Origin of the sequence: Piscinibacter sp., from assembly GCF_047600445.1 — a bacterium.
Lineage (GTDB): Bacteria > Pseudomonadota > Gammaproteobacteria > Burkholderiales > Burkholderiaceae_C > Piscinibacter.
Window position 1 is genome coordinate 2,405,708 of the sequence record NZ_JASGKT010000002.1, and the last position, 16,360, is coordinate 2,422,067.

The 16,360-nt window shown below is 72.2% G+C and carries 11 protein-coding genes and 1 pseudogene; 9 read left to right on the plus strand and 3 right to left on the minus strand.

Annotated features, from left to right (window positions below):
- Window positions 1–2: 2 nt before the first annotated feature.
- On the minus strand, window positions 3–3,623 hold the full coding sequence (locus QM792_RS15465) for a DUF748 domain-containing protein (RefSeq protein ID WP_415150995.1): 3,621 nt from the start codon (window positions 3,621–3,623) through the stop codon (window positions 3–5).
- A gap of 83 nt (window positions 3,624–3,706) precedes the next feature.
- Here QM792_RS15465 and QM792_RS15470 point away from each other — a divergent pair, with 83 nt between their 5' ends.
- Complete coding sequence (locus QM792_RS15470) at window positions 3,707–4,525, plus strand: YdcF family protein (RefSeq protein WP_415150996.1); 819 nt, start codon at window positions 3,707–3,709, stop codon at window positions 4,523–4,525.
- Between the two features lie 92 nt (window positions 4,526–4,617).
- Here the strand turns inward: QM792_RS15470 and QM792_RS15475 are convergent, their stop codons facing one another.
- Together QM792_RS15475 and QM792_RS15480 are read right to left on the minus strand one after the other, a co-directional pair.
- Window positions 4,618–5,685 (minus strand): FAD:protein FMN transferase, encoded by a 1,068-nt coding sequence (locus tag QM792_RS15475; RefSeq protein WP_415150997.1) that lies wholly within the window; start codon window positions 5,683–5,685, stop codon window positions 4,618–4,620.
- Between the two features lie 20 nt (window positions 5,686–5,705).
- Window positions 5,706–6,137 (minus strand): c-type cytochrome, encoded by a 432-nt coding sequence (locus tag QM792_RS15480; protein ID WP_415150998.1) that lies wholly within the window; start codon window positions 6,135–6,137, stop codon window positions 5,706–5,708.
- A gap of 177 nt (window positions 6,138–6,314) precedes the next feature.
- On the opposite strand from QM792_RS15480, the gene QM792_RS15485 reads away from it, so the two are divergent.
- From QM792_RS15485 to QM792_RS15520, 8 genes and pseudogenes are all read left to right on the plus strand, one after another.
- Window positions 6,315–6,677: a DUF2946 domain-containing protein gene (locus QM792_RS15485; protein WP_415150999.1), complete on the plus strand. Its 363-nt coding sequence runs from the start codon at window positions 6,315–6,317 to the stop codon at window positions 6,675–6,677.
- Between the two features lie 24 nt (window positions 6,678–6,701).
- The gene (gene nosZ, locus QM792_RS15490; RefSeq protein WP_415151000.1) at window positions 6,702–8,639 is read left to right on the plus strand and encodes a TAT-dependent nitrous-oxide reductase; all 1,938 of its coding nucleotides are present in this window, start codon (window positions 6,702–6,704) and stop codon (window positions 8,637–8,639) included.
- 61 nt (window positions 8,640–8,700) lie between these two features.
- Window positions 8,701–11,311: pseudogene (locus tag QM792_RS15495) on the plus strand (4Fe-4S binding protein).
- On the plus strand, window positions 11,308–12,582 hold the full coding sequence (locus tag QM792_RS15500; protein WP_415151001.1) for a nitrous oxide reductase family maturation protein NosD: 1,275 nt from the start codon (window positions 11,308–11,310) through the stop codon (window positions 12,580–12,582). Before QM792_RS15495 ends, QM792_RS15500 begins: the two are co-directional and overlap by 4 nt.
- Window positions 12,583–12,682: 100 nt before the next feature.
- A complete protein-coding gene (locus QM792_RS15505; protein WP_415151002.1) occupies window positions 12,683–13,564 on the plus strand; it encodes an ABC transporter ATP-binding protein in 882 nt (293 codons plus the stop codon).
- 26 nt (window positions 13,565–13,590) lie between these two features.
- Window positions 13,591–14,406: an ABC transporter permease gene (locus QM792_RS15510; RefSeq protein ID WP_415151643.1), complete on the plus strand. Its 816-nt coding sequence runs from the start codon at window positions 13,591–13,593 to the stop codon at window positions 14,404–14,406.
- Complete coding sequence (locus tag QM792_RS15515) at window positions 14,403–14,933, plus strand: nitrous oxide reductase accessory protein NosL (RefSeq protein ID WP_415151003.1); 531 nt, start codon at window positions 14,403–14,405, stop codon at window positions 14,931–14,933. The genes QM792_RS15510 and QM792_RS15515 overlap by 4 nt, the downstream gene beginning before the upstream one ends.
- A 108-nt stretch (window positions 14,934–15,041) precedes the next feature.
- The gene (locus QM792_RS15520) at window positions 15,042–16,355 is read left to right on the plus strand and encodes a hypothetical protein (protein WP_415151004.1); all 1,314 of its coding nucleotides are present in this window, start codon (window positions 15,042–15,044) and stop codon (window positions 16,353–16,355) included.
- The last annotated feature ends 5 nt before the right edge of the window (window positions 16,356–16,360 follow it).

Below are 16,360 nucleotides of genomic sequence, written 5' to 3' on the forward strand. Positions count from 1 at the left end.
CGTCACTTCGTCGACAGCGACAACTGCGCGCGCGCCGCGCCCTTGTCGTCGCCCTCGCCGCCCAGCCTGGGCGCGGCGAGGAACACACGCTCGCCGGGCAGGCCGGCGGCGAGCAGCGCGTCGCGCACCGCCAGACCGCGCTGCAAGGCCAGCTCGCGCATCGCGTCGGGGCCGGCGTCGATGTGGCGTTCGAGCAGCGCCGCCATCTCGGCCGGCGGGATGTCGCGCGCGAAGCCGAGCGCGTTGCGCGGCTTGTCGGGCAGCTCGGCGCGGCGGTAGACGTCCTTCAGCACGCGCAGGCGCGTCGCCTCGTCGAGCGTGCGCAGCGCGTCGGCCTCGGCGGCCGGGGCGCCCGCGCGCAGCATCTCGCGGCGCCGCTCGGCGACCAGCCGCGCCTGCAGCGTCGCGCGCTGCCAGGCCTCGCGCTCGCCGGCGGGGTCGGCGCTGCCGGTGACGGTCAGCTTCAGCGCGCCGCGCTCGGCCAGCGCCTTGGCCACCTTGTCGAGCGTCGCGCGGCCGGCCTCGCCGACCAGCGCGGTGCCGGGCCGGAACTCGACCACGCTGAGGTCTTCGCCGCCCCCGCCGGCCAGCAGCGCGAAGGGCGCGGTCAGCGCCTTGGCGAGCAGGTTGCCGATCAGCTTGAAGACGATGCCGACGACGCTGAACTGCGGGTCGTTGATCGAGCCGCTGATCGGCAGGTCCAGGTCGATCACGCCGTTGCGGTCTTTCAGCAGCGCGACGGCCAGCAGCACCGGCAGCTTGGTCGCGTCGGGCGAATCGACCTTGTCGCCGAAGGTGAGCTGGTTGAGGATGAGCTGGTTGCGCGCCTCGAGCTTGCCGTCGGGCGCGATCTTGTAGGCGACCTCCATGCTCAGCTTGCCGCGTTCGATGGCGTAGCCGGCGTACTTGCCGGCGTAGGGCGACAGCGGCGCGAGTTCGAGGTCGGTGGCCTTGGCCTGGATGTCCAGCGCCAGCGGGTCGGCGGTCGGGTTCAGCGCGCCGCGCACGTCGAGCAGCGCGGTGCCGGCGGCGCGCCCGCGCAGCTCCAGCGCCGCCATCTCGGGCGAGCCGGAGCGGAACGCGCCGAGCGTGCCGTTCAGCTCGGTGAGCTGGGCGCTGTAGTTGGGGCGGACGAAATGGTCGGCGAAGTCGATGCGGCCGTTGCCGAGCTTGACGCCGCCGACCGAGAGCGCGATCGGCAGCGCCCGGCCGGTGGGCGCCGACGCCGCGGCGGCGGGTGCGCTGGCCGCGGAGGCGGCGGCTTCGGCCGGCGGCGCCGATGCCGCCTCCGCCGGCGCCGCCGCGGCGCTGAGGTTGAGCCGGCCCTGCTCGGTGACCACCAGCCGCGCGAAGAAGTCGTTCAGCGCCGCCTCGCGGATGTCGAGCTGCGGCGTGGCCTGCGGCGCCATCGCGAAGCGCACGCCGTCGAGCGTGAAGCGCTGCCAGCTCAGCAGTTCGTCGCCGTCGCCGCCGCGCGCGTCGCGGGTGTGCAGGCGCAGGTCGGCCAGGCGCGCGTCGCCGCTGGCCTGCACCGTCCAGCCGGCGGCGGACTGGCGCACGTCCACGCCGCCCTGCCAGCCGGCGTCGGCGCGCAGCAGCGCAAACGGCATCCGGTCGGCGAAGTAGGCCTCGAAGGCATGCACCGGAAACTGCTCGATGCGCAGCCGCCCGGCCACCAGCAGCGGCTCGGGCGCGACGCGGCCGCTCCAGTCGATGCGCCCGGCCTCGCCGACACGCGCCGAGAGCTGCATGCGCGCCGGCGCCACGCCCTTGCCCGAGGGCCAGGCGAAGTCGTCCAGGCGCAGGCGCAGCGCGCTCGCCTCGACGCGCAGCGGCGTCTCGGCGGCGCGGCCGGCGGCAAAGCGGTCGGCCAGCCGCACACGTCCGCCGTCGAGCTGCAGCGCCGCCAGGCGCAGCTTCCACGGCGCCTCGGCGCGGCCCGCCTCGGGCGGCGGCGGCGCGTCGCCGGCCACCCGCAGCGATGCGAGGTTCCAGCGGCCGTGCTCGTCGCGCGCCAGCTCGACGGTCGGGCGGTCCAGCGTCAGCTTGCCCAGCTCGGCCTGGCGCGCCAGCAGGTCGACCTGCGCCGAGGCCAGCGCGAGGCGGCGCAGCGACAGCTCGCCGCCGAGCTTCAGCTCGTCGAGCGCCAGTTCATCGAGCCACAGCGTCTGTTTGGGCGCGGCGGCGTCGCCGCTCCACTCGAAACGGCTTTTCAGCCCCGCCCGCCCCTCCAGGCGCGGGCGCAGCACGTCCGCCAAATACGGCGCCAACTCGGCCAGCGCCAGGCCGTCGAGGCTGATGCTGCCCTCGGCACTCGTCTCGGCCACACGCGCCTGCACGGCGAGTTTGCCCGCCGGCGGCGCCGCATCGCGCTGCCCGCGCAGCGTGGCGTCGAGCGACAGCGGCATGGCCGCGCTCGCCGGCCAGGCCAGCTTCTCGCCGCGCAGGCGCAGCGCTTCCAGTTGCAAGGCCGCCGCCGGGCGCACCGCGGCGTCGTTCCAGCGCACACGCGCGCCGTCCACGTCCAGCCGCTCGATGCTCGCCTGCCAGGCCGGGCCGGTGGGGGTTGCCGCCGGGGCGGACGCCGCCGCCTCGCCGCGCGGCGCCTGCGGCAGATTCAGCCGGCCGGCGGCGTCGCGCGCCAGGTCCAGTTGCGCACCGTCCAGCCGCACCGCCGCGAGCGCGACGCGTCGCATCAGCGGCTGCACGTCGCTGGCGTCGATCTGCAACTGCGTCCAGGCCAGCAGCGGCGCGCCGTTGGGGTCGGCCAGCGCGACGTCCTTCAGCGCGCTGCTGCCGCTGAGCGCCAGCGCCGGCACGCCGTCGTCGCGCTGCTCGAAACGCAGCGCCAGGTCCGCGGCCAGCCGGCCGCGCTGCAGGCGCAGCGGCAGCGTCGCGGGCAGGTAGACGGCGTAGCGCGACAGGTCGAGGTCGGCCACCTTCAGGCGCAGCTCGCCGCGCCGCCGCTCGGCGAAAGGCAGGGCCGAGGCGCCGCTGTCGAAGGCCGCGCCGTCGAGGCGGAACGCCAGGTGCGGCTGCACCGTCACGTCCACCAGCGCCGGCAGGTTGGAGACGAAGGGCAGCGCGAGCCGCAAGGAATCGACGGTGTGCACGCGCCCGGCCGGGCGGTCGTCGAAGCGGATCGCCGCGTCGTCCAGGCGCAGGTTGAACAGCGCGAAGCGCGCTGGCTCGGACGGCTTGGCCGCCGGGTCGGGCGCGAAGCGCGCCAGCAGGTCGTCGATGTCGTAGCGGCCCGGCGCGAGGTGCGTCAGGTTGATGCGCAGGCCGTCGACTTCCAGCGCCGCCAGCACCGGCGCGCGCCGCCACAGCGAGGCGATGTCGGCATCGGCGTAGGCGCGCCCGGCGTGCAGCAGCGGCCGTTCGGCGCCGGGCGGGCCGGCGATGTCAAGCTCGCGCAGCGTCAGCTCCAGGCTCCAGGGGCGGAAGTCGACTTCGCCGATGGCCACCGGCCGGCCGAGCAGTTCGCCCAGGCGCTGCTGCGCCTGCGACTTCAGGATCGGCGGCACCGCCAGCCACAGCAGCAGCCACAGCGCCAGCAGGGCGAGCACGGCGATGGCGGCCGTGCGCAGGAATCGACGGGCGGAAGGCAAAGTGATAGGCATGGGCGTGAAGTCTGCACCAGGAGGCGCGAGACCCCTCCTGCACAATGGCCGATCGCCCCCGCCCGACCCCGCCCTTCGAAACCGTGAACGACCTGCTCACCCTGCTCGGCCTCGCGGCCTGGAAGCCCCAGATCGGCGCGCTGCTGCTGCCGCCGGTGCCCTTCATCGTGCTGATGCTGGTCGGCACGCGCGTCGCGTTCGCGCGCCGCGGCTGGGGCTGGCTGCTGGTGGCCAGCGGCGCGGCGCTGCTGTGGCTGTCCAGCACGATGGGCTTCGCGCGCGTGCTGTCGGACTACGTGCTGCGCCCGCCGGCGGCGTTTTCGTCCGAGCGCGCCGAGGCCTGGCGCGCCGCCGTCAAGGCGCGCGAGCCGGTGGCCATCCTGGTGCTGGGCGGCGGCGGCCGGCCGTTCGCGCCCGAGTACGGCGTCAGCAACCTGACGCCCAACTCGGTCGAGCGGCTGCGCTACGGCGTCTGGCTCTCGCGCGAGACCGGCGCGCCGCTGGGCTACAGCGGCGGCGTGGGCTGGGCGCTGGGCAGCTCGGTCACCACCCCCGAGGCGCAGATCGCCGCGCGCATCGCGCAGCAGGAGTTCGGCCGGCCGCTGAAATGGGCCGAGGAGCGCTCGCGCGACACGCGCGAGAACGCGATCTACAGCGTCGCGCTGCTCAAGGAGCAGGGCATACGGCGCGTGCTGCTGGTGTCGCACCAGCGCCACCTGCCGCGCGCGCTGCGCGCCTTCCAGGAGGTCGGCGCCGACAGCGGCATCGTCTTCGAGACGGCGCCGGTGGACGTGATGAACACGATGCTGAACACGCCGATGGCCTGGCTGCCGACCACGCGCGGCATGCAGACCGTGCGCGAGATCACGCACGAGCTGATGGGCCGCTGGTTCGGGGCTTGAGTCCGCTTGCAGGGATGCCGTTCGGGCTGAGCTCGTCGAAGCCCCGGGCGTGCAACGCCAGGCCCTTCGACAAGCTCAGGGCGAACGGGGGGTCAACCGCTGGCGAGCGGCAGCCCTTCGGCGCCCAGCGCGGCTTGCAGCGGCAAGCCGGGCGAGGTCCACAGGCTGCCGTCGCGGCGCGCGATCAGCGCGCGCACGCCCGGCATCAGCTCGAACAGCGTGCGCGCGGCGTTGTCGTTCATCACCATCGCGGCGGCGCCGAAGCCGTTGACGTCTTGCACCCGCTCGGCCAGCAGCGTCACGCCGTGCGCGCCCTGGCTGGGCTGGCCGCTGCGCGGGTCGATGATGTGGTGCAGGCGCCGCCCGCCCTGCTCGAAGCAGCGCAGGTAGTCGCCCGAGGACGCCAGCACGCCGCGCCGCAGCGCCAGCACGCCCAGCACCCGTTCGGGCCGGCGCGGATCGCGCACGCCGATGCGCCAGGCCGGCTGGTCGTCGCGCGCGATGGCCAGCACGTCGCCGCCGCCGTTGACGAGCGCGCGCTCGACGCCCGCGTCGCGCAGCGCCCGCAGTCCGGCGTCGAGGATCGGCAGCTTGGCGATGCCGCCCAGGTCGAGCCGCATGCCGCGGCGGCGCAGCAGCGCGGTGCCGGCGCGCTCGTCGAGCAGCAGGTCGCGCCAGTTCACCAGCGGCAGGCCGCGCGCCACTTCGTCGTCCGAGGGGCGACGCGGTTGCAGCGGGTCGAAGTGCCAGCGCCCGGCGCTGCCGACGGTGGCGTCGAACGCGCCGCCGCTGCGCCGCGACACCGCCTGTGCCTGTTGCAGCACGGCCATCAGCTCGGGCGCGCTCTTCACCGGCTGCAGGCCGGCGGCCAGGCCGATCGCGGCGGCGCCGCTCGTGGCGCTGTAGTGGCTCATCAGCGCCGCCTGGCGCGCCATCACGTCGTAGGCATGGGCGATGGCGGCGTCGAGCGCGGCCGTGTCGCCGCCTTCGGCGATCAGGTCGACGCGTGTGCCCATCAGCTCGCGCGTGGCGCGCACGCGCCCGGCGCGCGCGTCGGCGGCGCGCAGCGCACGCGGCCAGGCCGCGGCGCACAGCGTCAGGCCGGCCAGCGCAGCGGCGCGGCGGCGTGCCGCATCGGGCCAGGCTCGCGGCGTGTTCATCGCACGGCTCGACGCGGCGCTCAACGCGAAGCGCCGACCATGTAGTCCACGGCGGCCTTCAACTCGTCGTCGCCGAGCTGGCTGCCGCCGCGCGCCGGCATCTGGCCCTTGGCGCCGATGAAGCCTTCGATCGCGTGCTTGTACAGCACGTCCTGGCCCTGCGCGATGCGCGGGCCCCACTCGGCCTTGTCGCCCGGCTTGGGCGCGCCGGCCACGCCGGCCGCATGGCACAGCGCGCAGACCTTGTTGTAGGCCGCTTTGCCGGCGGCGTTGTCTGCCGCCGGCGCGGCGGCCACTGCCGGGGCCGCTGCCTCGCTCGGCGCGGGCGCGGGCGCGGGTGCGGGCGCAGCCGCAGGGGCCGGCGCGGCGGCGGGCGCGGCGGGCTCCTGCTTGCCGCAGGCGGACAGGGCGATCGCCGCGGCGACCGTCGAAAGGGCAAGGAGGTACTTCATGGCGCCGCAGTGTGAACCGGGCGGGCGCGCCGCGCGAGCGCCGGATGCGCCGGCTTGGCGGCAGATCAAGCCGCTGCGCGAGATCGATTCCGATTCCGCGATTCTTGAACCACTTCAAGGCCGCGGCATGAACGGATGGGAAGGATGCGCAGCGTTCGAGCCCACTGCCGACCCGCCATGTCCCTCGCCCCGCCGCTGCACACCTCGCGCACAGCCACCTTGCGGCGCTGGGTGCTGGCCTGCGTGCTGATGGCCTGGGGCGCGGCCTGGGCCGCGCCGCTGCTGCAGCCCGGCGGCTTGCAGGTGGTGTGCAGCGCCAGCGGCCACCTCGAGCTGGTCGCCACCGACGCGGACGGCCACCACGCGTCGCACGCCGACGACTGCGCGCAGTGCGCGCCCTCCAGCCTGATGGGCGCGCCGCCGCCGGCGCCGCCCGATCCGGTGGCCGTCGCCGACGGCGCGGCCACCCTCGCCCCCTTGCCCGAATCCACGCGCGTCAGCGGCTTGCCGCCGGCGCGCGGGCCACCGATTTTTCACTGAGCCCATCCCCCGAGAGGAGTGATCATGTCCGACGACAAGAGCAGTACCAGCAACACCCCCGACGGCCTGGGCCGTCGCCGCTTCATCAACAGCGCCGCGCTGGCCGGCCTGACCTTCGGCGTCGCCGCCTGCACCGACAGCAAGGAAAAGGGCGAAGCGGCACCCGCCGCCGCGCCTGCAGCCGCACCCGCCGCCGACCACGGCGCCGCCGCCGGCGTGCATCCGAAGCCCGGCGAGCTGGACACCTACTACGGCCTGTGGAGCGGCGGCCACACCGGCGACGTGCGCGTGCTGGGCATCCCGTCGGGCCGCGAGCTGCTGCGCATTCCCTGCTTCGTGCCCGACGCGCTGGTCGGCTGGGGCATCACCAACGAGTCGAAGAAGGTGATGGGCACCAAGCCCGACGGCTCGCTGCGCTACACCGTCGGCGACACGCACCACGTGCACGCCTCCTACAAGGACGGCGACTACGACGGCCGCTACGCCTGGGTGAACGACAAGATCAACAGCCGCATCGCGCGCATGCGCCTGGACTACTTCCTCTGCGACAAGATCACCGAGATCCCCAACGTCCAGGGCTTCCACGGCATCTTCCCCGACAAGCGCGACCCGGTCGACGAGAAGATCAACTACACCACGCGCGTGTTCTGCGGCGGCGAGTTCGCCATTCCGCTGCCCAACGACGGCAAGGACGCGAACAACCCCGAGAAGTACCGCTCGCTGTTCAGCTGCATCGACGCCGAGACGATGGAAGTGCGCTGGCAGGCGCTGATCGACGGCAACTGCGACCTGGTGGCCTCCTCCTACGACGGCAAGCTCGCCGCCAGCAACCAGTACAACACCGAGAACGGCATCACCTACCCCGACATGATGTCGGCCGAGCGCGACGCCTGCATCTTCTTCAACATCGCGCGCATCGAGGAGGCCGTCAAGGCCGGCAGGTTCACCACCTACGGCGACAGCAAGGTGCCGGTGGTCGACGCCACGCGCAAGAGCAACACCGACCCGAAGACCGCGCTGGTGGCCGTCGTCAGCGTGCCCAAGAACCCGCACGGCGTGAACGCCTCGCCGGACGGCAAGTACTTCATCTGCGCCGGCAAGCTCTCGCCGACCGCGACGGTGATCGAACTCGCCAAGGTGCTCGACTGGTTCGACGGCAAGCTCGAGAAGATCGACCAGGCCATCGCCGCCGAGGTCGAGATCGGCCTGGGCCCGCTGCACACCGCCTTCGACGGCCGCGGCAACGCCTACACCACGCTGTTCCTCGACAGCCAGGTGGTGAAGTGGAACATCGACGCGGCGATCAAGTTCACCGCCGGCGACAAGAACGCCAAGTACGTGGTCGACCGCCTCGACGTGCACTACCAGCCGGGCCACATCAACGCCTCGCAGAGCGAGACCAGGAACGCCGACGGCAAGTGGCTGGCGGTGGGCTGCAAGTTCTCGAAGGACCGCTTCCTGCCGGTCGGCCCGCTGCACGCCGAGAACGAGCAGATCATCGACATCTCGGGCGAGAAGATGAAGCTGATCGCCGACCACCCGGTGCGCGGCGAGCCGCACGACTTCATCTTCTTCAAGCGCGACCTGCTGCGCCCGAAGCAGGTGTACAGCCTGGACGACTTCCCGCTGGCCGTGAAGGACCCGAAGGACGGCGGCATCACGCGCAACGGCAAGAAGGTGACGGTGCGCCTGACCAGCCAGGCGCCGGCCTTCAGCATGACCGAGATCAAGCTGAAGAAGGGCGACGAGGTCACGATCATCCTGACCAACCTCGACAAGGTGGAGGATCTGACGCACGGCTTCGCGATCCCGAAATACAACATCAACTTCATCGTCAACCCGCTGGAGACGGCGTCGGTGAGCTTCGTCGCCGACAAGCCCGGCGTGTTCTGGGCCTATTGCACGCACTTCTGCCATGCGCTGCACCTGGAGATGCGCAGCCGCATCGTCGTCGAGGCCTGAGGTGGCGCGCCGCGCGGCTCCATCCCGGGTCGCGCGGCGGCTGCCTGCAACCCTTCCGTCCATGTCGTCGCTGATCCGCGCGCTGTGCGTGCTGCTGCTCGTCGCCCTCGCGATGCCGGCGGCGCGCGCCCAGACCGCCTACGAGGCGCCGCTGCCCGTCGAGCTGCAGACTTCGCCCGAACTGTGCGCCTTCGTGCCGTGCAAGGAGGTGATGCCGGGCGCCGACAGCTTCTCGCCGCGCAAGGGCAAGCCGCCCTACGTCGAGGCCTACCAGAGCGAGGGCGCGCAGCGCACGCTGCTCGGCTACGTCTTCCTGTCCACCGACATCGTCGACATCCCGGCCTACTCCGGCAAGCCGGTGGTGACGCTGATCGGCATGGACACCAAGGGCCTGATCACCGGCACGCGCATCCTGCGCCACAGCGAGCCCATCCTGCTGCTGGGCATCCCGGAGAGCGTGCTGACCAGGTTCATCGGCCAGTACCTCGGCAAGTTCGTCGGCGACAAGATCGAGATCGGCAAGTCGCGCGAGGGCGAGGGCTACATCGGCCTGGACGCCATCACCGGCGCCACCGTGACGGTGATCGCGCAGAACCAGGTGATCATGCGCTCCGGCGTGGCGATCGCGCGCCAGGTCGGCATCCTCCGGGTCGAGCCCAAGCCGCAGGCGCGCTTCGCGGCGGCGAACGACAAGCTGAGCTGGGCCCAGCTCGTGGCCGAGGGCAGCGTGCGGCGCCTGACGGTGCGGCCCGAGCAGCTCGGCATGGAGCGCGCCGCCGAGCCCTACATCGACATGCACTACGGCTACCTGAACACCCCTGCGGTGGGCAGGAGCCTGCTCGGCGACGCCGGCTACGACTCGCTGATGTCGCGCCTGGCGCCGGGCGAGCACGCGATCTTCATCGTCGCCAACGGCAGCGATTCGTTCAAGGGCTCGGGCTTCGTTCGCGGCGGCATCTACGACCGCGTGCAGGTGGCCCAGGACATGGACGCCTACACCTTCCGCGACCTCGACTACCTGAACCTGTACGGCCTGTCCGCCGCGGGCTCGCCGGCCTACAAGGAGTCGGCGATCTTCATCGTGCGCGACCCCGGCTTCAGCGCGGCCTACCCGTGGAGCCTGGTGTTCCTCGCCAACAAGCTCGACCGCGTCAGCGGCCACCGCGACTTCGTCAGCTTCAGCGACGAGTACTGGGTGCAGGCGCGCTACCTCGAAGGCGGCCGGCCGGCGCTGATCAAGCCCGACCCCACCTGGCTCAAGGTGTGGAAGGCGCGCGCGCCGCAGATCGCGCTGTTCGCGGCGCTGCTGGTGGCCGTCGGCGTGGTCTACGCGCTGCGCGAGCGGCTGACGCGCCTGTCCACGCGCAAGAACAAGTGGCCGGTGAACGCCTTCAAGTATTCGGCCTGGGTGCTGAGCATCGCCTTCGTCGGCTTCGGCGTGCTGGCGCAGCCCTCGATCACGCAGGTGCTGACCTGGTTCCACTCGCTGCTGTTCAAGTGGACCTGGGAGCTGTTCCTCAGCGACCCGTTCATCTTCCTGTTCTGGATCTTCATCATCGTCACGGTGTTCGTGTGGGGGCGCGGCCTGTTCTGCGGCTGGCTGTGCCCGTTCGGCTCGCTCTCCGAACTGCTCTACAAGATCGGCGGCGCGGTGGGGCTCAAGCGCTTCCAGTTCCTGCTGCCGCGGCGCTGGCACGACCGCCTGAAGTGGGTGAAGTACGCGGTGTTCTTCGGCCTGCTCGCGGTGTCGATGTTCTCGATGGGCCTGGCCGAGATGCTCGCCGAGGTCGAGCCGTTCAAGACCACCTTCCTGGTCGGCTGGGGCCAGCGCGCCTGGCCCTACACGGCCTTCGCCGCCGGGCTGCTGGCGCTGTCGATCTTCACCGAGCGGCCGTTCTGCAAGTACCTGTGCCCGCTCGGCGCCTCGCTGGCGATGCCCTCGACCTTCCGCTGGTTCGGCCTGCGCCGCAAGCAGGAGTGCAGCAGCTGCCACGCCTGCCAGAAGGGCTGCGGCTCGCAGGCCATCGACGACGACGGCCGCATCGACCACCGCGAGTGCCTGCACTGCCTGGACTGCATGATCCTGTACACCGACGAGCACGCCTGCCCGCCGCTGGCGCAGGAGCGCAAGCGCCGCGAGCGCGCCGGCCAGCCGCTCACGCCGATCGGGCGCGACGGTTACTACATTCCCATCATTCCGGTGCCCGCGGATACCGCCGCGCCGCGCGCCTGAGCGAACCATCATGGTCGACCCCCGCCTGCCCACCGATCCGGCCCTGCCCTCCTACGGGCAGCGCGCCGGCCTGGCCGCGTGGCTGGCCGCCGAGGCCTGGGACCACGTCTGGCCCTGGAGCCGCGCCGGCCTCGCGCAGCAGCGCCTGTGGCAATCGGCCGGCTTCGCGATCGCCGCGGCCGCCACCATCGTGTGGGTGCTGGCCGCGCTCGGCCGGCTGGAATCGGGCGCGGTGATCGGCTGGTGGTTCGGCTGGAGCGTCTACGAGGTGCTGGTGCGCCTGGGCGGCAAGCGCTACGTGAAGGACGGGCCGTGGTGGGGGCGCACCTACCGCGTCGCCAGCCCGATGGACATGATCTGCTACGTCGGCTTCAAGAACCTGCTGATCGGTGCCGCGCTGTTCCTGGCGCTGAAGGCGCTGGGGCTGGTGCAGGCATGAAGCGCTTCCTGCCGGCCCTCTGGGCCCTCCCGGCCCTGCTCGCCTGCGCCGCCGGCGCCGCGCAGGCCGCCACCTGGACGGTGCGGCCCGGCGAGGACGTGCAGGCCGCCATCGACCGCGCGGCCGGCGGCGACACCGTGCTGGTGCAGCGCGGCCTGTACCGCGCCAACCTGCTGATCACCAAGCCGCTGACGCTGCGCGGCGTCGGGCGGCCCACGCTCAGCGGCGGCAACGAGGGCGACACCATCCGCGTCGAGTCGCCCGACGTGACGATCGAGGGCCTGATCGTGCGCGACTCGGGCGCCGACCTCGGCGCGCAGAACGCCGGCGTCTACATCCGCCCCGGCGCGCACCGCGCGGTGGTGCGCGACTGCGACATCGCCTACGCGCTGTTCGGCCTGTGGATCGAGAAGGCCGACGACGTGCAGGTGCTGCGCAACAACATCACCGGCAAGCGCGAGCTGAACTCCTCGCAGCGCGGCAACGGCGTGCAGCTCTACAACACCAACGGCGCGCGCATCGAGGGCAACCGCATCGCCTTCGTGCGCGACGCGCTGTACGTCGACGTGTCGCACAAGGCGGTGTTCCGCGCCAACCGGCTGCACCACAGCCGCTACGGCACGCACTACATGAACTCGTATCACAACCTGTGGGAGGACAACGACAGCTACCACAACCGCGGCGGCCTGGCGCTGATGGAAGTGCGCGACCAGGTGGTGCGCAACAACCGCGCCTGGGGCAACAGCGACCACGGCATCATGCTGCGCACGATGCAGGACTCGGTGATCGAGAACAACGTGGTGGCCGGCAACAACCGCGGCTTCTTCATCTACGACGTGGAGTACATCGCGCTGACCGGCAACCTGGTGATCGACAACCGCGTCGGCGTGCACCTGTCGGCCGGCTCGACGCGCAACCGCGTCGAGCGCAACGACTTCATCGGCAACCGCGAGCAGGTGCGCTACGTCGGCGCTCGCGACGAGACCTGGGGCCGCGAGGCCGGCAACCACTGGAGCAACTACGCCGGCTGGGACCGCGACGGCGACGGCCGCGGCGACGTTCCCTACGAGGCCAACGACCTGGTCGACCGCCTCGTGTGGCGCCACCCGGCCGTCAAGCTGCTGCTGGCCAGCCCCGCGGTGCAGGCGCTGCGCCTGGTGAGCCGCCAGTTCCCGCTGCTGCGCGTGCCCAGCGTGGTCGACCCCAACCCGCGCATGAAACCGGCGCGACCCGACTGGAGCGAGTGGCGTGGCAAGCACTTCCCTGGATGACGCCCCCCTGGGGGGCGCTGCCACCGGCCCGGCGGAGCCGGATCCGCGGCGGCCGCTCGATGACGTCGCGGAACGCGAATCTGCGGTTCGCTTGCGTGGGGTGGCCAAGCACTACGGCGCGGTGCACGCGGTCGACGGCGTCGACCTCGACGTGCATCGCGGCGAGGTGTTCGGCCTGATCGGCCACAACGGCGCGGGCAAGAGCACGCTGTTCAAGATGATGCTCGGCCTCGTCGCGCCGAGCGCCGGCGAGATCCGCGTCCAGGGCGCGCCGGTCACCGGGCGCGGCTTTCGCGCGGTGCGCCGCGGCATCGGCTACCTGCCCGAGAACGTGGTGCTGTACGACAACCTCGACGGCCTGGAGACGCTGCGCTTCTTCGCCCGGCTCAAGGGCGCGCCGCGCGCCGATTGTGAAGCGGCGCTGCGGCGCGTCGGCCTGGACGGCGCCGGCGCGCGGCCGGTGCGCGAGTACAGCAAGGGCATGCGCCAGCGCCTGGGTTTCGCGCAGGCGCTGCTGGGCAGGCCGCGGGTGCTGTTCCTCGACGAGCCGACCAACGGCCTCGACCCCGAGGCGATCCGCGACTTCTACGCCACGCTGCGCCAGTTGCGCGACGAGGGCACCACCATCGTCATCACCTCGCACATCCTCGCCGAGCTGCAGGAGCGCGTCGATCGCCTGGCGATCCTCGCTGCCGGCCGCGTGCGCGCGCTCGGCAGCGTGCAGGCGCTGCGCGAGCGCGTCTCGCTGCCCTTGCGGCTGCGCGTGCAGGCGGCCGAGAGCGAACTGCCCGCGCTGCGCGCGGCGCTCGCTGCGCTGCCGCTGGCCGGCGTGCAGGCGCAGGGCGACGAGCTGCGCGCCGACTGCCCGCGCGAGGCCAAGATGGCGGCGCTGGCCGCGCTCGCGGCGCTGGGCGCGCGGGTGCGGGACATCCAGGTGATCGAGCCCTCGCTCGAAGACCTGTTCTTCGGCGTGGGCGCATGAGCGGCATGAACGGCATGAACGGCATGATGGAAGCGCGCCAGGTCCTCACCATCGCCGCCAAGGAACTGCGCGACCGGCTGCGCAACCGCTGGGTGCTCGCGGTGGCGGTGGTGTTCACCGCGCTGGCGCTGGTCATCGCCTACTTCGGCGGCGCGCAGCAGGGCGCGGTGGGCCTGCGCTCGATCGAGTTCACCATCGCCAGCCTGGTCAGCCTGGTGATCTACCTGATTCCGCTGATCGCGCTGCTGCTCGGCTTCGACGCCATCGTCGGCGAACGCGAGCGCGGCTCGCTCGACCTGCTGCTGGCGCTGCCCATCACGCGCTTCGAGCTGCTGCTGGGCAAGTACCTCGGCCTGGCGGCGGCGTTCTGCCTGTCGACGCTGCTCGGCTTCGGCCTCGTCGCGCTGCTGCTGGCCGCGCAGCTCGGCGGCGCGGGCATGTACCACTACGTGGGCTTCATGCTCAGCTCGGCGCTGCTGGGGCTCGCCTTCCTCAGCCTGGCGGTGATGCTGTCGGTGCTGACGAGCGACCGCACGCGCGCCTCGGGCCTGGCGATCGCGCTGTGGTTCTTCTTCGTGCTGGTGTTCGACCTGCTGCTGCTCGGCGCGCTGGTGCTCGGCGGCGGGCAGTTCGGCGGCGCCGCGCTGCCCTACCTGCTGCTGCTGAACCCGGCCGACGTCTTCCGCATCCTCAACGTGTTCTCGCTCGACGACGTGCGCAGCATGTACGGCCTGACCAGCATCGTGCCCGGCGCGCTCGCCAACCCCTGGCTGATGGGCGCCGTGATGCTGGGCTGGATCGTCGCGCCGCTGGCCGTGGCCACCTGGAGATTCCGCCGATGAACCCGAACCGCCGACGTTTCGGCTGCGCCCTGTGCGGCGCAGCGCTGCTGACCCTGACCGGCTGCGGCCAGGAAAAATCCGCCGCCGGCGCCGGCGGCCCGCTCGACTTCGAGCCCGGCACCGCCTGCGACCTCGACGGCATGCTGCTGGCCGACTACCCCGGCCCCAAGGGCCAGATCCTCTACGGCGACGCGAAGGCGCCGGTGTACTTCTGCGACACCGTCGAGCTGGTGTCCACGCTGCTGCGGCCCGAGCAGGTGCGCCCCGTCAAGGGCGCCTGGGTGCAGGACATGGGCCAGGCCGACTGGACCCAGCCGCGCGGCCACTGGATCGCCGCCCAGGCCGCGCTGTACGTGCGCGGCAGCAGGAAGCACGGCTCGATGGGCCCGACGCTGGCCACCTTCGCGCAGGAAGCCGACGCGGCGAAGTTCGCCGCCGAGCACGGCGGCAAGGTGCTGCGCTTCGGCGAGATCACGCCCGAGATGGCGGACCTCAGCGGCGGCGCGCTGCACGACTCGAAGATGTAGTCATGCGCGGGCCCGGGCGGCCCTCTTCGGGTGATCGTGTGTTCTTTATTGATATTGGATTATCATTATCTTTAAGAAACACCGACACCACCCAGAGGAGCCCTCACGATGAATCTCGCCCCCGCTCGTCTTTTCAAGGCCGCCGCGCCGAGCCTGGTCGCACTCGCGGTGCTTGCCGCCTGCGGCGGCGGCGTCGACCACGAGGACGACGACCACGGCCCGGGCCACGAGTCGTACAGCGTCGATACCGCCGGTCGCGTGGCGATCGCCGAGAAGGACGCCAAGGCCTTGCGGCTGCACGACCTGGACAGCGGCACGATCGAGGCCACCCACCAGCTCGACAACGCCCCCTCGGCCCTCTATGCGAGCCCGGGCGGGCGCTACGTGGTGGCCGCGCAGCGCCTGGAGGACGTCGTGCAGTTCGTCGACGGCGGCATCTGGCAGGAGAACCACGGCGACCATCTGCACGACTACAAGCGCGCCTCCGGCCTGGCGGGCTGGCGGCTGACCGGGTCGCGGCCCACGCACTACGACGTGCAGGCCGGCGTGCAGGCGGCCGTGTTCATGGATGGCGATGCGGGCGCGACACCGGCCGTCAACGGCAGTGTCCGCGTCATCACCGACGCGTCGATCGCGGCCGGCAGCACCGTCGCAAGCCTGGACCTGCCCATCGCCGTGCACGGCCTCGGCGAGCCGGTCGACGACAAACTGCTCGTCGCCGCGCGCGCGCCCGACGCGGCCGACGCCTTGCCGACGCACCTGGACCTGTATCGCCGCAGCGCAGGCACCTACGTCTTCGACCGCCAGTTGCCCACGCGCTGCAACGGCATGCACGGCAGTGCCAGTTCCGGCGGCCACACGGTCGCCGGATGCGCCGACGGCATGCTGCTGGTCACGCATTCGAGCGCGACGACGGTCAGTGAGCAGAAGGTGGCCACGCCGTTGCGCGTCAGCACCGTGGCCGGCCACCCCCGGCTGGCCGGTCAATTCATCGGCATCGCCACCGAAGGCGCGGCACCGGCGCCGGTCACGACGCGCTTCTACGCCTTGAACGGCACGACCGCGACGGTCAGTGACTTCGTGCCCGAAGGATGGGCCACGGGCCGGGTGCGCCGCGCGCACGGCTTCGACCGGAGCGGGCAGCGCTTCTTCGTCCTCGACGACCAGGGAACGCTGACCGTGGCCCGCTGGCAGGACGGAGCGTGGACGAACCTGGCCCGCGTGGCAGGCGCCATCCCGGCGATGCCCGCCGCGGCGCCGTGGCCGGCCTTCACCGCGAACGGCGCGAAGGACGAGGTCTACTTGACCGATCCGGTGGCGCGCCAGTTGGTGACGGTGAACAGCCTGACGGGCGCCGTCGTCTCGCGCCGCGACCTGGGCTTCACGCCCGCCGCGGCCGCATGGGTCGGGATCACGCGATGAGGCGG